Annotated in this window: 14 protein-coding genes; 11 read left to right on the top strand and 3 right to left on the bottom strand. The window is 71.1% G+C overall.

Annotation, left to right across the window (positions count from 1 at the left end; genetic code table 11):
• Positions 1 to 162: 162 nt before the first annotated feature.
• Positions 163 to 606, bottom strand: a complete 444-nt coding sequence (locus ACIQVI_RS02005; protein WP_121829080.1) for an SRPBCC family protein — start codon at positions 604 to 606, stop codon at positions 163 to 165.
• Positions 607 to 753: 147 nt separating this feature from the next.
• On the opposite strand from ACIQVI_RS02005, the gene ACIQVI_RS02000 reads away from it, so the two are divergent.
• On the top strand, positions 754 to 1803 hold the full coding sequence (locus tag ACIQVI_RS02000) for an Rv2578c family radical SAM protein (RefSeq protein ID WP_403589943.1): 1050 nt from the start codon (positions 754 to 756) through the stop codon (positions 1801 to 1803).
• 184 nt (positions 1804 to 1987) lie between these two features.
• A complete protein-coding gene (locus ACIQVI_RS01995) occupies positions 1988 to 3616 on the top strand; it encodes an alpha/beta hydrolase (RefSeq protein ID WP_403589941.1) in 1629 nt (542 codons plus the stop codon).
• 44 nt (positions 3617 to 3660) lie between these two features.
• Here the strand turns inward: ACIQVI_RS01995 and ACIQVI_RS01990 are convergent, their stop codons facing one another.
• On the bottom strand, positions 3661 to 4299 hold the full coding sequence (locus ACIQVI_RS01990; protein ID WP_403589939.1) for a HEAT repeat domain-containing protein: 639 nt from the start codon (positions 4297 to 4299) through the stop codon (positions 3661 to 3663).
• A gap of 328 nt (positions 4300 to 4627) precedes the next feature.
• Here ACIQVI_RS01990 and ACIQVI_RS01985 point away from each other — a divergent pair, with 328 nt between their 5' ends.
• From ACIQVI_RS01985 to pssA, 9 genes are all read left to right on the top strand, one after another.
• Complete coding sequence (locus ACIQVI_RS01985) at positions 4628 to 6409, top strand: 3-hydroxybutyryl-CoA dehydrogenase (protein WP_351972942.1); 1782 nt, start codon at positions 4628 to 4630, stop codon at positions 6407 to 6409.
• Positions 6410 to 6524: 115 nt separating this feature from the next.
• A complete protein-coding gene (locus ACIQVI_RS01980) occupies positions 6525 to 7370 on the top strand; it encodes a TetR family transcriptional regulator (RefSeq protein WP_403589936.1) in 846 nt (281 codons plus the stop codon).
• A 409-nt stretch (positions 7371 to 7779) separates the two neighbouring features.
• A complete protein-coding gene (gene ccrA / locus ACIQVI_RS01975; RefSeq protein ID WP_403589934.1) occupies positions 7780 to 9141 on the top strand; it encodes a crotonyl-CoA carboxylase/reductase in 1362 nt (453 codons plus the stop codon).
• A 14-nt stretch (positions 9142 to 9155) separates the two neighbouring features.
• On the top strand, positions 9156 to 11168 hold the full coding sequence (locus ACIQVI_RS01970) for a protein meaA (RefSeq protein ID WP_351972945.1): 2013 nt from the start codon (positions 9156 to 9158) through the stop codon (positions 11166 to 11168).
• Positions 11165 to 12139 (top strand): CoA ester lyase, encoded by a 975-nt coding sequence (locus ACIQVI_RS01965; protein ID WP_351972946.1) that lies wholly within the window; start codon positions 11165 to 11167, stop codon positions 12137 to 12139. The genes ACIQVI_RS01970 and ACIQVI_RS01965 overlap by 4 nt, the downstream gene beginning before the upstream one ends.
• 5 nt (positions 12140 to 12144) lie before the next feature.
• A complete protein-coding gene (locus tag ACIQVI_RS01960) occupies positions 12145 to 12669 on the top strand; it encodes a MaoC family dehydratase (RefSeq protein WP_351972947.1) in 525 nt (174 codons plus the stop codon).
• A gap of 2 nt (positions 12670 to 12671) precedes the next feature.
• Positions 12672 to 13877, top strand: a complete 1206-nt coding sequence (locus ACIQVI_RS01955; protein WP_121829070.1) for an acyl-CoA dehydrogenase family protein — start codon at positions 12672 to 12674, stop codon at positions 13875 to 13877.
• A 168-nt stretch (positions 13878 to 14045) separates the two neighbouring features.
• Positions 14046 to 14702, top strand: a complete 657-nt coding sequence (locus ACIQVI_RS01950; RefSeq protein WP_121829069.1) for a phosphatidylserine decarboxylase — start codon at positions 14046 to 14048, stop codon at positions 14700 to 14702.
• On the top strand, positions 14695 to 15561 hold the full coding sequence (pssA, locus tag ACIQVI_RS01945) for a CDP-diacylglycerol--serine O-phosphatidyltransferase (protein ID WP_121829103.1): 867 nt from the start codon (positions 14695 to 14697) through the stop codon (positions 15559 to 15561). Before ACIQVI_RS01950 ends, pssA begins: the two co-directional genes overlap by 8 nt.
• Positions 15562 to 15625: 64 nt before the next feature.
• Here the strand turns inward: pssA and ACIQVI_RS01940 are convergent, their stop codons facing one another.
• Positions 15626 to 16681: a GNAT family N-acetyltransferase gene (locus ACIQVI_RS01940; protein ID WP_403589930.1), complete on the bottom strand. Its 1056-nt coding sequence runs from the start codon at positions 16679 to 16681 to the stop codon at positions 15626 to 15628.
• Positions 16682 to 16788 lie beyond the last annotated feature (107 nt).

The raw sequence follows: 16788 nt of genomic DNA, 5'->3' as shown, positions 1-16788 counted from the left end.
AAGGCGGCGCACTTGGGTCGCTCATCAGCGCGTTTACGAGAGGGCCCGCGCCCCCGGCGCGCGCGGGCGCGGTCACGGGAGGCGCGGGCGATCCACTCGAACCGGTGAACGCTCCGGGCGTTACTTCTCGCGCTCCGGGCGTTGTCCGTTCCGCTCCGGGTCCTACTTCTCGACCTCGGCCGCGAGCTTGGCGAGGACGAGGTCGTAGATGCGGCCGAGCCCCTTGGGCGCGAAGGTCTTCTCGAAGAAGCCGCCGATGCCCCCGGCGCCGTTCCAGACGGTGGTGACGACGGCGCGGGACTTGCCCTCGCCCGCGGGGGTGACGGTCCAGGTGGTGACCATGGAGGAGTTGCGGTCCTTCTCGACGAGCTGCCCGTCGGTGGGCTCGCTCACCTCCAGGAGGCAGTCGCGGACGCGCTTGCTGGTGGCCTGGAGCTTCCAGTGGACGAGGGTGCCCTCGCCGTCGCCGCCCTCGCGCACCTCGTACTCGCTGAAGTGCTCGGGGAGCAGCTTCGCGCGCGTGCCGCTGTAGTCGGCGAGGGCGTCGAACACCGTCTCGGCGTCCGCGGCGATGATCCGTTCCGTCGTGGCCTCGACCTGCGCCATTGACTTCCTCCAGCTCGTGGTTGCTCGGGGTTGCGGGCCAAGCGAACCACGTGGGCTCCGGCGCGCGAAATCCGGGTTGCGGCGATCAAGGGAACAAGTGTTCTATTCTGAGCGAACGGCCGGATCCGAGCGATCGAGGAGGCGTCCATGCGCTGGGACAACCTGGGTGAAAATCCCGCGAATCCCCCGGCTCTCGCCGACCTCTCCTTGTTCGGCGCGGACGCGGTCACCACCCGGACGTTCGACACCCCCGAGTTCCGGGGCGTCACCTTCCACGAGGTGCGGGCCCGCTCGATCCTGAACCGGGTCCCCGGCGCCTCCCGGATGCCGTTCGAATGGACGGTCAATCCCTACCGGGGCTGCACGCACGCGTGCGTGTACTGCTTCGCCCGCAAGTCCCACGCCTACCTCGACCTCGACACCGGCCTCGGCTTCGACTCCCAGATCGTCGTCAAGGTCAACGCCCCCGAACTGCTCGCCCGCCAGCTCGCCTCCCCCCGCTGGCAGGGCGCGCACATCGCCGTGGGCACCAACGTCGACTGCTACCAGCGGGCGGAGGGGCGGTACGGACTGATGCCGGGCGTCCTCACCGCCCTGCGCGACCGCGCCAACCCCTTCTCGATCCTCACCAAGGGCACCCTGATCCTGCGCGACCTGGAGCTGCTCGCCCAGGCGGCCCGGGTCACCGAGGTCGGCGTCTCCGTCTCCGTCGGCTTCACCGACCGGGAGCTGTGGCGCACGATCGAGCCCGGCACCCCCTCCCCGCAGAGCCGCCTCGACGTCGTCCGCGCGCTCGTCGGCAACGGCATCGACTGCGGGGTCCTGATGGCCCCTGTGGTGCCCTTCCTGGGCGACCGGCCGGAGCAGCTGCGCGCGACGGTCCGCGCGATCGCCGAGGCCGGGGCGAGCTCGGTCACCCCGCTCGTCCTGCACCTGCGGCCGGGCGCCCGCGAGTGGTTCGCGGAGTGGCTGGGGCGCCACCACCCGGGCCTGGTGCGGCGGTACGAGCGGATGTACGCGGACGGGGCCTACGCGCCGACCTGGTACCAGCGCCGGATCACCCGTCAGGTGCACGAACTGGCGGCCGAGTTCGGCATGGGACCGGCGGGCCGGGGCGGGACGCGCCGGACCGCCGCGCAGGAGGAGCCGGAGGAGCCGGGCGCGGCGACCGTCCCGGAGCAGCTCACCTTCCTCTGATTCCTCTGAGCCGCCGAAACCTCCGAAGCCCCGAAGCCTCCCGGCATCTTCAAAGCCCCGAAGCCCCCGCAGGCCAAACGGATCATCGGACCGGCCCGTCTGACACGCCGTCCGATCCCCTCCTTTCGGGTCAACTCCGGGCGGAACGGGTCCCGCCGGGGCCCGTTCGAGGCACAAAGGCCCTATGACCCCACGCGCAGGAATGCTGATCGCCGCTGGAGCGCTGGTGGCCGGGACGGTCGCCGCGCTGCCCGCCGCGCCCGCGGACGCCGTCGAACCGGCCCCCCGCCCGCTCCCCCGGCTCGCCTGGACCGACTGCGCCACCAAGGCGTACCCGAAGCTCCAGTGCGCCACCCTGGAGGTGCCGCTCGACCACGACGACCCGGCCGGGCGGAAGGCGACGCTCGCCCTGACCCGGGTCCCGCACACCGCCGAGACCTTCCAGGGTCCGCTGCTCGTGAATCCGGGCGGCCCCGGCGGCAGCGGGCGCGGCATGGCGGGGTACGTGGCGGCCTCGCTGCCCGCGGAGGTGGCCGCCCAGTACGACGTGATCGGCTTCGACCCGCGCGGGGTCGGGAAGAGCGAGCCCGCGCTCGACTGCCGGCCCGGCCACTTCGCCTCGGTGCGCCCCGACTCGGTGCCGCGCGGCTCGCGGGCCGAGCGGACCGGGGTCGACCGGGCGCGGGCCTTCGCGGAGGCCTGCGGCGAGAAGTACGCGGACGTGCTGCCGTACATCGACACCGTGAGCGCGGCCAAGGACCTGGACCTGATCCGGGAGGCGCTCGGCGCGCCGAAGCTCAACTACCTCGGCTACTCGTACGGCACCTATCTGGGCGCCGTGTACGCGCGCCTGCATCCGGACCGGGTGCGGCGCATGGCGCTCGACTCCGTCGTCAATCCGCACGGGGTCTGGTACGAGAGCAACATCGGGCAGAACTTCGCCTTCGACGCGCGGCACAAGGACTTCATGGCGTGGGTGGCCCGCTACGACGCCACGTACCGACTGGGCACCGACCCGGCGGCGGTCGAGGCCGCCTGGTACCGGATGCGCGACGCGGTGCGCGCGGAGCCGGCCGGCGGGAAGGTCGGGCCGGGCGAACTGGAGGACACCTTCCTGCCCGGCGGGTACTACGACGGCTACTGGCCCAAGCTGGCGAGCGCCTTCTCCGCGTTCGTCAACGAGGGGGACTCCGGGCCGCTGGTCGAGGCGTACGAGCGGTACGGGGAGGCCGACGCGGCCGGTGACAACGGCTACTCGGTCTACGCGAGCGTGCAGTGCCGGGACGCGGGCTGGCCGCGCGACTGGAACGTCTGGCGCAAGGACGCGTGGGAGACGCACGCCAAGGCGCCGTTCTCGTCCTGGAACAACACCTGGTACAACGCGCCGTGCGCGTTCTGGCCGGTGGAGTCCCTGACCCCGCCGGACGTCTCCAACGACCAGGTGCCGCCGGTCCTCGTCCTCCAGGCGACGGACGACGCGGCGACGCCGTACGAGGGCGGGGTGGCCCTGCACCGGCTGCTGCGCGGCTCCCGTCTGGTCGTGGAGGAGGGCGGCGGCAACCACGGCGTGACGCTGGCCGGGAACGACTGCCTCGACGGCCACCTGGCCTCCTACCTGGCCACGGGCGAGGTCCCGCGCGGCGAGGAGGGCGCCGAGGCGGACGCGGTCTGCGCCGCGCTCCCGGAGCCGGAGCCGGATCCCGTCGTCACGACCGGGTCGACGGAATCGGAGAGGAGCGGCGCGCGCGCGACCTCCGCGCGCCCGGAGCCGGCCGGCGCCACGCTGCACGGCCTCCTGGGCCACGTGCGCTGAAAGAGCCGAAAGGAGGGGCTCCGCAGAGCCGGACTTTCCTTCTCTCAGGCGCGTTCGGCCGCGCGCTCCGGGCCGAGCAGGCCCAGGGAGCGCGCGGCCGCCGCGCCGAGGCGGGGGTGGGGCAGGGCGGACTCCAGGGCGGGGCGGGCCCGGGGGTCACCGAGGGCGCCGAGGCCCTCGACGCAGGCGAGGCCGACCCGCCAGTGCGGGTCGGCGGCCGGAAGGCGCCGTTCGAGGACGGCGATCAGGGCCGGTACGGACTCGGGGGCGCGCAGCTCGGCGAGCAGCCGGACCGGCAGCAGGGCGTAGGCGGCCCGGAGTTCGTTGGTGGCGAGGGCGGCGGCCGCGCGGGCGGTGCGGGGGTCGCCGAGCCGGGCCAGGGCGTGGGCGGCGGTGACGCAGCGCTCGGGGTCGCGGTGGTTGAGGAACAGGACGAGGGCCTCGAAGGCGCGCGGGTCCCCGGCGACGCCGAGCGCGTAGGCGGCGATCTCGCGGGCCCAGAGCGGCTGTCCGGGCGCGGTGAGGACGCGGTGCAGTTCCTCGGGGTCGGCGGGCAGTTCCCCGGGGTCGCCGGTTTCCGCGAGCCGGCCGAATGCCGCCGGGACTTCTCCGGTGCCATTCCCGATCTCGTCGCGCAATCGATCGATCATCGAGCAGAATTCCGGATCCTCGGTGTATTCCATGAAACCGAGCCTATCCGCGATCCAGATCACATTTTCTCGACTTCCCGGGACTGGCGCGCTCGTTACCCGCCGGTTAATCTCAGGTGAGCGGGTCAACCCCCGCTTCTCACAACGGCCTGGTGACGCAGCCGTGGTGAGCGCACGTCGGTTCGGCAGTTTCGACGCGGCTCCGGGACAGAGCCCGTCACCCCTCTTCCACCGGGCGCCGCCCTTTTCCACGGGCCCCTTCCCGTGTGTTTCCCGCGCTTCTCCTCGCGCCCGCGCAATTCAGCGGCACCACCCGCACGCACTGCCCTCAGTCGTCACTCTTCCTCTCTGGAGTCCCCTGATGGACACCCCTCTCTCCACCATCGCCGTCGTCGGTCTCGGCACCATGGGCGCGGGTATCGCCGACGTCCTCGCCCGGGCCGGCCGCGAGGTCATCGGCATCGACGTCAGCGACACCGCCGCCGCCCGGGCCGTCGCCGCCCTGGAGGCCTCCACCGCCCGCGCCGTGGCCCGCGAGCGGATCACCGAGGAGGAGCGGCAGGACGTCCTGGCCCGCTTCCGCACCTTCTCCGACCTCCAGGCGGCCGCCGCGGCCGACCTGGTGATCGAGGTCGTGCCGGAGTCGTACGAGGCGAAGCACGAGGTCTTCCGGGCCCTGGACGGCATCGTCCGGCCCGACGCGATCCTGGCGACCGGCACCAACGCGCTCTCCGTCACCCGGCTCGCGGCCGACTCGGCGCACCCCGAGCGGGTGCTCGGCCTGCACTTCTTCACCCCGGTCCAGGCCATGAAGCTGGTCGAGGTGGTCTCCTCGGTGCTGACCGACCCGCGGGCCGTCGACGCCGTCACCCGGCTCGCCCAGGACCTCGGCAAGGAGCCGGTGGCGGTCGGGGACCGGGCCGGCTTCATCGCGGACGGGCTGCTCTTCGGCTACCTCAACCAGGCCGCCGCCATGTACGAGGCCAAGTACGCCTCCCGCGAGGACATCGACGCGGCGATGAAGCTGGGCTGCGGCCTGCCGATGGGCCCGCTCGCGCTGCTCGACCTGATCGGCGTGGACACGGCCCGTACGGTCCTGGAGGCCATGTACGCCTCCTCGCACGACCGGCTGCACGCCCCGGCCCCGATCCTCAAGCAGCTCAGCGAGGCGGGCCTGACCGGCCGCAAGGCGGGCCGCGGCTTCTACACGTACGCGGCGCCGGGCTCCGACGAGGTGGTGCGCGACGCGCTGACCCCGCTGACCTCGGCGGAGAGCGCCGGCGGGCGCGAGGTCCGCTCGGTGGGCGTCGCCGGTTCGGGCACCATGGCCTCGGGCATCGCGGAGGTCTTCGCCAAGGCCGGGTACGAGGTCGTGCTCGCCGCCCGCTCCCAGGAGAAGGCGGACACCGCCAAGGCGCGGATCGGCAAGTCCCTGGAGCGTTCGGTGTCCAGGGGCCGGATGACGGCCGAGGCCCGTGACGCCGTGCTCGCCCTGATCACCCCGGCCGGCACCCTCGACGCCTTCGCCGAGGTCGACCTGGCGGTCGAGGCGGTCGCGGAGGACCTGGAGGTCAAGCAGGACCTGTTCGCGCGGCTCGACAAGATCTGCAAGCCGGGCGCGGTGCTCGCCACCACGACCTCCTCGCTGCCGGTCGTGGCCTGTGCGCGGGCCACCACCCGCCCGCAGGACGTCATCGGGATGCACTTCTTCAACCCGGCGCCCGCGATGAAGCTGGTGGAGATCGTCCGCACGGTCCTGACCGGCGACGACGTCCACGCCACGGTCCGCGAGGTCACCGCCAAGATCCGCAAGCACCCGGTGGACTGCGGCGACCGGGCCGGCTTCATCGTGAACGCGCTGCTCTTCCCGTACCTGAACAACGCGATCAAGATGGTCCAGGAGCACTACGCGACCCTGGACGACATCGACGCCGCCATGAAGCTGGGCGGCGGCTACCCGATGGGCCCGTTCGAGCTGCTCGACGTGGTCGGCCTGGACGTCTCGCTCGCGATCGAGCAGGTCCTGCACCGCGAGTTCCGCGACCCCGGCCTCGCCCCGGCCCCGCTCCTGGAGCACTTGGTGGCGGCCGGCTGCCTGGGCCGCAAGACGGGTCGCGGCTTCCGCGAATATGCCCGACGCTGAGCCCCGCACCCCCGGTTGGGGCGGGCTCCTGAGCCCCTCGGGCACCCCCGGTGCCCCGGCGGGCTCCCCGCCCCCACCTGGGCACACTCCTCCCCCGATGCAGTACGTTCGGACCATGCCCAAGGCCGCGAAGTCACCCCGTGCCACCTCCCCGTCCGACGCTCCGGAGAGCGCGGCGGGCACCCGTGCCGCCGCACAGCGGCTCAAGATGCGCCGGGAGCTCGCCACCGCCGCGATGGAGCTCTTCGCGACCAAGGGGTACGAGGCCACCACGGTGGACGAGATCGCGGCCACGGCCGGGGTCGCGCGGCGGACCTTCTTCCGGCACTTCCGGTCCAAGGAAGAGGCGATCTTCCCCGACCACGACGACACCCTGGTGCGGGCGGAGGCGGTGCTGAACGCGGCGCCGCCGCACGAGCACCCGCTCGACACGGTGTGCCGGGGCATCAAGGAGGTCATGAAGATGTACGCGGGCTCCCCCGCGGTCTCCGTGGCCCGCTACCGGCTCACCCGCGAGGTGCCGACCCTGCGGGAGCGGGAGATCGCCTCGGTGGCCCGCTACGAGCGCCTCTTCACCCGGTACCTCCTCGGGCACTTCGACGAGCGGGACCACCACGACGGCAACGACGACCCGCTGCTCGCCGAGGTGGCCGCCTCCGCGGTCGTCACCGCCCACAATCACGTGCTGCGCCGCTGGCTGCGGGCGGGCGGCCGGGGCGACGTGGAGGCCCAGCTCGACCACGCCTTCGCGATCGTCCGGGAGACCTTCGGCTCGGGCATAGGCGCGGGCCGGCCGGCCCCGTCCGCCGCCTCCGCCGCCACGGCCCCGGAGGCGCGGGAGGAGACCGCCCCCGCCGTCCGGGCCTCCACCACCGGTGACGTGGTGGTCGCGGTGGCACGCACGGACGCGCCCCTCGACGAGGTCATGCGCACCATCCAGAAGGCGCTCGGCACCGCCTGAGCCGCTTCCCACCGCATGGGCCGTTCCCGGGATCCGGGGACGGCCCTCGTCGTGTTTGCCCAGCTCGGAGCGCGTTTGAGGGCATGATTCGATCGATCATCGCTCATGTGTGACCGCCGGATTGCATCTGAGTGAAATTGTTGGCACCGAGTGCCTTGTCAGGTGACACGGCGTGCCATACGTTGATGTTGTCCGGGCGGCCGGCGCGCAGAGACCAACCTCGTGCGCCGGCTGTCCCCACAAGCCGACGGCTCGTGTGCCCGGACGCCTGCGTCACAGGCAACCCCGCGCCCGACCGGCGCCGCGCCACCGCACCACCCAGCCGAACCGACGGCACACCTCCACAGCAGCATTCACCGCCGTAACCCTCAGGCGTCCTCCCTCGGACGCTCACCGCCGGAGGCAACCCGTGAAGGAAATCCTGGACGCGATCCAGTCCCAGACTGTGACATCGAGCGGCTCCGCCGCGGTCACGTCCGCCGACTTCGCGAACATCAAGCTCCCCGAGTCGTACCGCGCCGTCACCGTCCACAAGGACGAGGCGGAGATGTTCACCGGACTCGCCAGCCGCGACAAGGACCCGCGCAAGTCGCTCCACCTGGACGACGTCCCGCTGCCCGAGCTCGGCCCGGGCGAGGCGCTCGTCGCCGTCATGGCCTCCTCGGTCAACTACAACTCGGTGTGGACCTCGATCTTCGAGCCGGTGTCGACCTTCGGCTTCCTGGAGCGCTACGGCCGCCTCTCCGAGCTGACCAAGCGCCACGACCTGCCGTACCACGTCATCGGCTCCGACCTCGCGGGCGTCGTCCTGCGCACCGGCCCGGGCGTCAACTCCTGGAAGCCGGGCGACGAGGTCGTCGCGCACTGCCTCTCGGTCGAGCTGGAGTCCTCGGACGGCCACAACGACACCATGCTCGACCCCGAGCAGCGCATCTGGGGCTTCGAGACCAACTTCGGCGGCCTGGCGGAGATCGCCCTCGTCAAGTCCAACCAGCTGATGCCGAAGCCGGACCACCTGAGCTGGGAGGAGGCGGCGGCCCCGGGCCTCGTCAACTCCACCGCGTACCGCCAGCTGGTCTCCCGCAACGGCGCCGGCATGAAGCAGGGCGACAACGTCCTGATCTGGGGCGCCAGCGGCGGCCTCGGCTCGTACGCCACCCAGTTCGCCCTGGCCGGCGGCGCCAACCCGATCTGTGTCGTCTCCTCCCCCGAGAAGGCCGACATCTGCCGGTCCATGGGCGCCGAGGCGGTCATCGACCGCAACGCCGAGGGCTACAAGTTCTGGAAGGACGAGCACACCCAGGACCCGAAGGAGTGGAAGCGCTTCGGCAAGCGCATCCGCGAGCTCACCGGCGGCGAGGACATCGACATCGTCTTCGAGCACCCGGGCCGCGAGACCTTCGGCGCCTCCGTGTACGTCACCCGCAAGGGCGGCACCATCACCACCTGCGCCTCGACCTCCGGCTACATGCACCAGTACGACAACCGCTACCTGTGGATGTCGCTCAAGCGGATCATCGGCTCGCACTTCGCGAACTACCGCGAGGCGTGGGAGGCCAACCGCCTGATCGCCAAGGGCAAGATTCACCCGACCCTGTCGAAGGTCTACTCCCTGGAGGAGACCGGCCAGGCGGCCTACGACGTCCACCGCAACCTCCACCAGGGCAAGGTCGGCGTCCTCGCCCTCTCGCCCGAGGAGGGCCTGGGCGTGCGCGACCCGGAGCTGCGGGCCCAGCACATCGACGCCATCAACCGCTTCCGCAACATCTGAGCCCGGGACCATAGATGACTGAGCGCCAGAAGGACCGTCCGTGGCTCATGCGGACGTACGCCGGTCACTCGACCGCCGAGGCGTCCAACGAGCTGTACCGGCGCAACCTCGCCAAGGGTCAGACCGGCCTCTCGGTCGCCTTCGACCTGCCGACGCAGACCGGATACGACCCCGACCACATCCTCGCCCGCGGCGAGGTCGGCCGGGTCGGGGTCCCCGTCTCGCACCTCGGTGACATGCGCCGGCTGTTCCAGGACATCCCCCTGGAGCAGATGAACACCTCGATGACGATCAACGCCACGGCGATGTGGCTCCTGGCGCTCTACCAGGTGGTGGCGGAGGAGCAGGGCGCGGACGTCACCAGGCTCCAGGGCACCACCCAGAACGACATCGTGAAGGAGTACCTGTCGCGCGGGACGCACGTCTTCCCGCCCGGCCCCTCCCTCCGCCTCACGACGGACATGATCACCTACACGGTGAACAGCATCCCGAAGTGGAACCCGATCAACATCTGCAGCTACCACCTGCAGGAGGCCGGGGCCACTCCGGTCCAGGAGATCTCCTACGCGATGTCCACCGCCATCGCGGTGCTGGACGCGGTCCGGGACTCCGGCCAGGTCCCGGAGGACCGCTTCGGCGAGGTGGTCGCCCGCATCTCGTTCTTCGTGAACGCGGGCGTCCGCTTCGTCGAGGAGATGTGCAAGATGCGCGCCTTCGGCCGCATCTGGGACAAGGTCACCCTGGAGCGGTACGGCATCGAGAACGCCAAGCAGCGCCGGTTCCGCTACGGCGTGCAGGTCAACTCGCTCGGCCTGACCGAGGCCCAGCCGGAGAACAACGTCCAGCGGATCGTCCTGGAGATGCTGGCCGTCACCCTCTCCAAGGACGCCCGCGCGCGGGCCGTCCAGCTCCCCGCCTGGAACGAGGCCCTGGGCCTGCCCCGGCCCTGGGACCAGCAATGGTCGCTCCGCATCCAGCAGGTGCTCGCCCACGAGTCCGACCTGCTGGAGTACGAGGACATCTTCGCCGGCTCGCACGTCATCGAGGCCAAGGTCGACGCCCTCGTCGAGGAGTGCCTGGCCGAGATCGACCGGATCCAGGAGATGGGCGGCGCGATGGCCGCCGTCGAGTCCGGCTACCTCAAGTCGCAGCTCGTCTCCTCGCACGCCGAGCGGCGCGCCCGGATCGAGGCCGGCGACGAGAAGATCGTCGGCGTCAACATCTTCCAGTCGACCGAGGAGAACCCCCTCACCGCCGACCTGGACACCGCGATCATGACGGTGGACCCGGCGAACGAGGCGCGGGTCGTCGCGGCCCTCCACGAGTGGCGCGACAACCGCGACGAGAACCGCGCCCAGGAGTCCCTGGCGGCGCTGAAGGCGACGGCGGCCGGCGACGGCAACCTCTTCGCCGCCACCCTGGAGTGCGCGCGTGCGGGCGTCACCACCGGGGAGTGGTCCTGGGCGCTGCGGGACGTCTTCGGCGAGTTCCGCGCCCCGACAGGCGTCTCCTCCGCCCCGGTCGCGGTGACGGCCGAGGCGGGCACGCCGCTGGCCCTGGTGCGCGAGAAGGTGGCGCGGACCGCCGAGGAGCTGAACGCCGGACGGCTGCGGCTGCTCGTCGGCAAGCCCGGTCTCGACGGGCACTCCAACGGGGCCGAGCAGATCGCCGTACGCGCGCGTGACGCCGGTTTCGAGGTGGTCTACCAGGGGATCCGGCTGACCCCCGAGCAGATCGTCAACGCGGCCCTGGCCGAGGACGTGCACTGCGTGGGCCTGTCGATCCTCTCCGGCTCGCACGCCGAGCTGGTCCCGGACGTCCTGGAGCGCCTGCGCGAGGCGGGCGCCGCCGACATCCCGGTCATCGTCGGCGGGATCATCCCGAACGCCGACGCCGCAGAACTGAAGCGCGCGGGTGTGGCCGCCGTCTTCACACCGAAGGACTTCGGTATCACGGAGATCATCGGCCGTATCGTCGACGAGATCCGGAAAGCGAACAAGCTCGATCCCCTGGAGGTCCCCGCATGACCAGCCCCGCGTCCCCCGTGAACCGGCTGCGCCCCCGCCGTTCCTGCCTGGCGGTCCCCGGCTCCAACCCGCGCTTCCTGGAGAAGGCCCAGGGCCTCGCCGCCGACCAGGTCTTCCTGGACCTGGAGGACGCCTGCGCCCCGCTGGCCAAGCCCGAGGCCCGGCACACCATCGTGAAGTTCCTGAACGAGGGCGACTGGACCGGCAAGACGCGCGTGGTCCGCGTGAACGACTGGACGACCCACTGGACGTACCGGGACGTCGTCACGGTCGTCGAGGGCGCCGGCCAGAACCTCGACTGCATCATGCTGCCGAAGGTCCAGGACGCGCAGCAGATCGTCGCGCTCGACCTGCTGCTCACCCAGATCGAGAAGACCATGGGCTTCGAGGTCGGCAAGATCGGCATCGAGGCGCAGATCGAGAACGCCCAGGGCCTGACCAACGTCAACGCGATCGCGCAGGCCTCCCAGCGCGTCGAGACGATCATCTTCGGCCCGGCCGACTTCATGGCCTCCATCAACATGAAGTCGCTGGTCGTGGGCGAGCAGCCGCCCGGCTACCCGGCGGACGCGTACCACCACATCCTGATGAGCATCCTGATGGCCGCCCGCGCCAACAACCTCCAGGCGATCGACGGCCCCTACCTCCAGATCCGCAACCAGGAGGGCTACAGGGCCGTGGCCCAGCGGGCCGCCGCCCTGGGCTTCGACGGCAAGTGGGTGCTGCACCCGGACCAGGTCGCCGCCGCGAACGAGATCTTCTCGCCCTCGCAGGAGGACTACGACCACGCCGAGCTGATCCTCGACGCGTACGACTACTACACGTCCGAGGCCGGCGGGAAGAAGGGCTCCGCGATGCTCGGCGACGAGATGATCGACGAGGCCTCCCGCAAGATGGCCCTGGTCATCTCCGGCAAGGGCCGCGCCGCCGGTATGCAGCGCACCAGCAAGTTCGAGATCCCGGAGGCCTGAGTCCCATGCAGTTCGGCCGCACGTACGAGGAGTTCGAGGTCGGTGCCGTCTACAAGCACTGGCCCGGGAAAACGGTCACCGAATACGACGACCACCTCTTCTGTCTGCTCACGATGAACCACCATCCGCTGCACATGGACGTGAACTACGCGGAGAACACGACGGACTTCGGCAAGAACGTCGTCGTCGGCAACTACATCTACTCGCTGCTGCTCGGCATGTCCGTGCCGGACGTCTCCGGCAAGGCCATCGCCAACCTGGAGATCGAGTCGCTGCGGCACGTGGCGCCGACCTTCCACGGCGACACGATCTACGGCGAGACGACGGTCCTCGACAAGACCCCGTCGAAGTCGAAGAACGACCGCGGCATCGTCTACGTCGAGACCAAGGGCTACAAGCAGGACGGCACCCTGGTGTGCGTCTTCCGCCGCAAGGTGATGGTCCCCACCGAGACGTACATCAAGGAGCGCGGCGGGGAGCAGCCCGGCCGCCCCACGCTCGTCGAGCCCTCCAAGAAGACGGAGAAGTAGTCATGGCGCGACTCGCCCAGACCCACGGTCTGACCGACGTCCAGCAGGAGATCCTCGCCACCGTCCGGGACTTCGTCGACAAGGAGATCATCCCGGTCGCGACGGAGCTGGAGCACCGCGACGAGTACCCCCAGCAGATCGTGGACGGGCTCAAGGAGCTCGGCGTCTTCGGCCTGATGATCCCCGAGGAGTACGGGGGCCTGGGCGAGTCGCTGCTCACCTACGCGCTGTGCGTGGAGGAGATCGCCCGCGGCTGGATGTCGGTCTCCGGCATCATCAACACCCACTTCATCGTGGCGTACATGCTCAAGCAGCACGGCACCCAGGAGCAGAAGGAGTACTTCCTTCCGCGGATGGCGGCCGGCGAGACGCGCGGCGCGTTCTCGATGTCGGAGCCGGCCCTCGGCTCGGACGTGTCGGCCATCACGTCGAAGGCGGTGAAGGACGGCGACGAGTACGTCCTCAACGGCCAGAAGATGTGGCTGACGAACGGCGGTACGTCCTCGCTGGTGGCCGTTCTGGTCCGGAGTGACGAAGGACACCCCGAGGGCACCGCGCCCCACAAGTCGATGACGACCTTCCTCGTGGAGAAGGAGCCCGGCTTCGGAGAGGTCCGCCCCGGCCTCACCATCCCCGGGAAGATCGACAAGATGGGCTACAAGGGCGTCGACACGACCGAGCTCATCATGGACGGACTGCGCATTCCGGCCAATCGTGTACTCGGCGGGGAAACCGGCCGAGGGTTTTACCAAATGATGGACGGTGTCGAGGTCGGGCGCGTGAATGTCGCGGCCCGTGGCTGCGGCGTCGCTCAGCGTGCGTTCGAGCTGGGTGTCTCGTATGCCCAGCAGCGTCACACTTTCGGCAAGCCGATCGCCCAGCACCAGGCGATCCAGTTCAAGCTGGCCGAAATGGCTACCAAGGTCGAGGCCGCTCATGCGATGATGGTCAACGCAGCACGCAAAAAGGACTCCGGAGAACGAAACGACCTCGAAGCGGGGATGGCGAAGTACCTCGCCTCCGAGTACTGCAAGGAGGTCGTCGAGGACGCCTTCCGCATCCACGGTGGATACGGGTTCTCGAAGGAGTACGAGATCGAGCGCCTCTACCGCGAGGCGCCGATGCTGCTCATCGGCGAAGGTACCGCCGAGATCCAGAAAATGATCATTGGTCGTCGGCTGCTCGAGGAGTACCGATTCCAGGGATGATTGTCGCTTTTGAGCCGGTAAGGCCGCGAAGAAGATCACACCCTGTGTTCGTCTTCCGGCCTCCGACTCGGTTCCTGGCTTGCCCAGTTGCGCCCCGCAACCGATAGCATCGCCGGAAAGCCGCCGTCCCCGTTGCCTGCGCGGCATCATCCGCTACGAAGGTCATCCATGCCCCACAGCCAAACCTCTGCACACCGCGACAGCCTCAAGGGCGTACGCCTCGCGCGCGGAGCATCGCCGTGGCTCCTGCCGACCGTCGCCACCGCGGCGCTCAGCCTCGTGCGCGCCCGCGGCTCGCGGCGCGCCGCGGCCATCGCCGTGCCGACCACCGCTCTCGCGGCCGGCATGTTGTGGTTCTTCCGCGACCCCGAGCGCGAGATCGCTCAGGGCCGGGTCATCTCCCCCGCCGACGGCGTGGTGCAGAGCATCATGCCGTGGAAGGACGGGCGCACCCGGGTCGCCATCTTCATGAGCCCGCTGAACGTCCACGTCAACCGCGCGCCGCTGGCCGGCACGGTGACGTCCGTGGAGCACGTCCCCGGTGGGTTCGTCCCGGCGTTCAACAAGGAGAGCGAGAACAACGAGCGCGTCGTCTGGCACTTCGACACCGAGCTCGGCGACATCGAGATGGTGCAGATCGCGGGCGCCGTCGCCCGGCGCATCGTGCCGTACGTCCCGCAGGGGACGAAGGTGGAGCAGGGTGACCGCATCGGCCTGATCCGCTTCGGCTCGCGCGTCGACATCTACCTCCCCGAGGGCGTCGAGGTCGCGGTCGAGGTCGGTCAGGTCACCACGGCGGGGGTGACTCGCATTGACCGTGATTGACCCCGACACACGGGCGGCCGACTGGGCCGCCGACACCGGGACCGAGTCGGCCGAAGAGGCCGAGGAGATGCCGCTGTCGCTGAGGCTGTCCATAGCGGACGCCCTCACGCTCGGTAACGCCACGTGCGGCTTCATGGCGGTGTACTTCACCACCACGGGCATCCTCATCCCGCACCTGACGGGCAGCAGCGAGACCGGCATGGCGCGCAACAGCGCCGCCACCGCCGTGATCCTCATGCTGTGCGCGGCGATCTTCGACCTCTTCGACGGGATCGTGGCGCGCAAGCTCCGCTCGTCCCCGATGGGCGCCGAGCTGGACAACCTGTCGGACCTGATCAGCTTCGGTCTGGCCCCGGCCTACTTCGTGCTCGTGTACGGGATGGTCGCGGACGACGCGCAGCAGAAGGTCTCGGCGGTGGCCGCGATCGTGGTGCTGCTCGCGGTGGTCCTCAGGCTGGCGAGATTCTCCTGCGTGACCATGAAGGACGGCATGTTCCAGGGGATGCCGAGCCCCTTCGGCGCGCTGACGGTCGTCTCGATCGTGCTCCTGGAGCTCCCGTTCATCCCGACGCTGCTCGCGATCATCGGGGTGGCCTGGCTGATGGTGAGCCGGGTCGAGTACCCGAAGCCGCGCGGCGTGCTCGCGGTGGCGATGCTCAGCTGGATCGTCGGCGCGATGGGGATGCTGGCGGCCTGGGCGTTCGACGCCCCGGGCGGGCAGTTCCTGCTCCAGACCGGCTGCGCGCTCCAGGTCGTGATGGGCGCGGTCATCCCGCTCTTCGCGACGGCCCGCCGGGTGAACACCTTCCGCGGCAACCGGCGCGAGAGCCGGGAGGCGCGGGCGGCACAGCTGCCGTAGCGGACGGTACGCGTACGAAGGGCCCCGGGAGGCGATACGGCCTCCCGGGGCCCTTTCGCGTGCCCTAGGGCCTGCCCGGCCCCGATCCGCCGGACAGGCCCTGGCCGAGCCGCTTGTAGTACAGCGTGGTCGCGCGGAGGACCCCGGCCGGGTCGGCGGCGTACTCCGGGACCGTCCCGGCGGCGGTCCAGCCCGCGCCCCGGTAGAGGCGCTCGGCCGGGCTGCCGGTCTGCGTGTCCAGGACGAGCAGGGTCAGGCCGGTGGCGGCGGCGTGCGCCTCGGCCGCGGCGAGCAGCCGCCGTCCGAGGCCCCGGCCCCGGGCGGAGCGGCGGACCAGGAGCCGGGCGATCTCGCCCCGGTGCCGACCGTTGGCGGCGCCGGTACGGACGAGGGTGACGGCTCCGGCCGGGCGCCCGTCGCCGTCCAGGGCCGCCCAGACATCCCGTACGCCCTCCTCGGCCTCCTCGGCGGCCCTGAGCCACCAGGAGGCCGCCTCTGCGGTGTCCAGGGGCGCGAGGAAGCCGACGGAGGCCCCGCCGTCCACGGCGTCCACGAGGAGCGCGGCGAGGCCGTCGGGGGCGTGGGCGCGGACGGCGTCGGGGGTGAGGCGCGCGACGCGGTCGGCCGCGAGCGGCTTCTCCAGGCAGAGGAGGTCGGGGCGGGCGTCCCAGGAGGGGACGGTCTCGAAGCCGAGGCTCCGGTAGAGGGCCAGCGGCTCCCGCCGCCAGTTCCAGACCGTGAGGCGCACGGCGGGCGCTCCGAGGGCGGCGGCCCGGCGCAGGGCCTCGGCCACGAGGGCCCGCGCGAGGCCCTTCCGGCGGGCCCCGGGCTCGACCCAGAGGCGCTTGACCTCGGGCGCGCGCCCCTCGCGGGGAGCCTTCAGGACGACGCAGCCGACCGGCCCGTCCCCGCCGGGCGGAATGACGAGCAGGACCGTGTCGGCGGCGAACGCGGCGGCCGGGTCCTCGGCCTCCCCCCGGTATACGGCCGGGAGCTCGGCGACCGCCGCCACGGGCGTGCCCTTCTCCGCCTGGTTGGCCAGGTGGTAGGCGCCCAGCAGGCCGGCGAGGCGCGGGTGGGAGCGGTTCTCCTCGATGAGCGGAGCGATGTGCGACTTCATGGGCCCGAGCTTCACACCCGTGTGTTTCCGGGAGGTGACGGTCCGCCCGGGGCTTCGGGGCCGGCGCCCGTGCGCGTACGGGTCGCGGACGCGGTGGGCCCGGGGCG

Origin of the sequence: Streptomyces sp. NPDC098101, from assembly GCF_044760185.1 — a bacterium.
Classification (GTDB): Bacteria; Actinomycetota; Actinomycetes; order Streptomycetales; family Streptomycetaceae; genus Streptomyces.
This window is presented reverse-complemented; position numbering and strand designations above follow the sequence as displayed.